The organism is Aestuariirhabdus haliotis, from assembly GCF_023509475.1.
In the GTDB taxonomy this organism is placed as follows: Bacteria; Pseudomonadota; Gammaproteobacteria; order Pseudomonadales; family Aestuariirhabdaceae; genus Aestuariirhabdus; species Aestuariirhabdus haliotis.
The window spans coordinates 1-2459 of record NZ_JAKSDZ010000088.1; the positions used below are offsets into that span (position 1 = coordinate 1).

Sequence of the window (2459 nt, forward strand, 5' to 3'; positions counted from 1 at the left end):
CGAATAAGAAGGCACTCAGCAATAGGCTATGTGAGCCCTGCTGAATATGAGCGTTTATACGCATAATCTGTGTCTACTTTTCGTGGGTAAGACCAGTACACGAACAATGAGCCTCATCGAAAATATTAAATGGCATGATCTTCCAATCAAGAACATCTCGCTTATAGAGGACAGAATTCGGCTGGAAGTCTTGCAATTTAACGATGAATCTCAAGAGTATGATGGATATGTCTTAGAATTGTTCGAATTCGAGAGTGTCGATTTATCGATTAATGGTCAACTGGCGAGCAGGACACTCGATGAAATGGATGTCTCTCATTTCGACTATACACTTGATGATGATTTACTCTCTGGTTGTATTCAGATATTACCAGGTAACGGGTACTGGGAGATAAAGATTCAGAATTCAAAATGGAGTCTTTGTGAAAGTACTTAACAAGAAACAGATGAAATAACATCACAAAAGACGTTCTGTCTTCAGTGTAAAGCGTTAGTGCTCTAGGAAGCCCATGGAATATTGCCACGTAAAGTTCACAGAAAAGGATGAGGAGTCATTAACTAGACTCACGAGCTTCTTTGAATTGCTAAAAGAAGAGAAAGATTCTTCTGAAGAGCCAGACGAAAAGAAACTGAGCGACTTTCTTTCGGATGCTGAAAAGAGCCATTTTTGGAATCCTTCAGAAGAAGAACAGAAAGAATGGCAAAACTTTTGGGCAGAGACTGCCGTGGAAATTCGTATATCTCCAAAATTGCCATTGCCTCCATGGGATTTGGAATCAATGTACGAGGCTTTCTGGAATGGAGATTATGATCTTATCTCCATTACTAAAGAAAATGGTGATTGTCATCTGAACTTTAATCCTCATGGTTACCCTTATGGCGGCACTGATTCTATGGTTGCGCTAGTTACTTGTTTTGGCCACTCAATCGTGGGCATAGATGATGGTGCTGGTTACGCAGAGTACGAGGATTGGAAGATGAAATGGGTTCCTGGGATGAAATATCCATATGTGCCACCAATAGAAGAAAAAAAGAAACAAGTGCCTGCTAAAAAATCTTGGTGGAAATTTTGATAGTATAAAGCACTAACAAGCGCATGTTGTTGGACTGGTTTTCCGCTGCGCTCCAAACCAGCCGCAAATACGGGCGTTATGTGTTCCTTTAGGGAATTAGTTATGTACGGAGAAAAAGAGTTCAGCCGAGACGCAATTAAAAATTTTGGTAACTACTTACCTGAGTTGTCAGAAGATCCTGAAATGTTGCACACACAAATGTCGTACTTGGCTGAAGGTATTCGCGATAAGCTTTCCTGTACCAGTGGCATTCTCGAATTCATAGAAGGGTTGCTCCATAAAGAAGATGCAATCCTTGAAATAGAGAACGCTGTCGCAATATCGTTTATCGAAATCGAGGAGCTAGCTGAGCTTGGCCTAGAAACCAAGGCCCCCCTGCTATTTTTAGGGTGCTTAAAGAACAACAAAAAAGGTGGCTCCGAGCCAAAAACACATAACAAAACGCTCAACTACACTCCGGCCGGAAGCAGCCTCCGTCGGACAGCCAAAAGAGTGCTTCGCACTGGCCGACGGTTAGCTCAGCGTTAGGTTAAACGAGGAATCTCGATAGTGCACAAGTCACATCAAAATCTAAAAGATAAGTGCAAGATTCTCGCACAAGATCAGACGGTCGCTTTCGACGAATCTGTAGAAAGGATGAAAAGAGAAAATGCAGCTAATGGACTACTTAAATCAGGTAATTCTATAAAGTTCGTTATGAACCTAATTGAAGAGAAAGCGGTTGAATTTTACGATATTGCCTTTTCGCACATACAAGCTCTTAAATTTACCTTTGATCCGAATTTAGAAAGTGACGTCGGTCGTATTGTAAAGGCAGAGCTAAATAACTTTGTGGGTCCTCTCTATGACCGAATGGCAGCAGTCTGTGCATTAACAGGTAAGCCCGAGTTGCACACGAGAATGAAGCCAGATGTAGAGCTTGCTGTCGAGCGTGCTGAGAAGAGATTCGATAATAGCCTTCAACATTACGTACTTGATCTCGAAAATTCCCAGAAGGTTAGTGTCTTCGCTAAGGGGCTTGGTGTAATTGAGGTCTTAATTCTTATTTCTATCGCATTTTTTGGTGGGATGTGGGCAAATAATCCCGACGGTAACTACGAGCCATTCATAGTATTGCTAACTGTGGCATTGTCAGGGTTAGAGGTCTGGAGGCGAAAAATCACCTAACACCTATACGACCGGGCCTTCTAAAGAAACAAAAAGACCCTAAAACAGCACTTGCTCAGTGCTGTTGTGTATTAGAAACACCTTTTTCACTGCTTGCGATAATTCCATGGTGGACTTGCCTTTGGGGAGGCTGTACCAAACACCTATCGAGAGTCTGCCTGTTCAATGTATTACTGAGCAGGTGTTTTGATTCATCAAAACGCTACTAGAAATGTATCG

At 42.0% G+C, this 2459-nt stretch carries 4 protein-coding genes; all 4 read left to right on the plus strand.

What is annotated here, in order from left to right:
• Window positions 1-106: 106 nt before the first annotated feature.
• Window positions 107-436 (plus strand): hypothetical protein, encoded by a 330-nt coding sequence (locus MIB40_RS19295; RefSeq protein WP_249697132.1) that lies wholly within the window; start codon window positions 107-109, stop codon window positions 434-436.
• A 73-nt stretch (window positions 437-509) separates the two neighbouring features.
• Window positions 510-1073 carry a hypothetical protein gene (locus MIB40_RS19300; RefSeq protein ID WP_249697133.1) on the plus strand — a complete coding sequence of 188 codons (564 nt, stop codon included), beginning with the start codon at window positions 510-512 and terminating at the stop codon, window positions 1071-1073.
• A 102-nt stretch (window positions 1074-1175) separates the two neighbouring features.
• The gene (locus MIB40_RS19305) at window positions 1176-1601 is read left to right on the plus strand and encodes a hypothetical protein (RefSeq protein WP_249697134.1); all 426 of its coding nucleotides are present in this window, start codon (window positions 1176-1178) and stop codon (window positions 1599-1601) included.
• Between the two features lie 21 nt (window positions 1602-1622).
• A complete protein-coding gene (locus MIB40_RS19310; protein ID WP_249697135.1) occupies window positions 1623-2240 on the plus strand; it encodes a hypothetical protein in 618 nt (205 codons plus the stop codon).
• The last annotated feature ends 219 nt before the right edge of the window (window positions 2241-2459 follow it).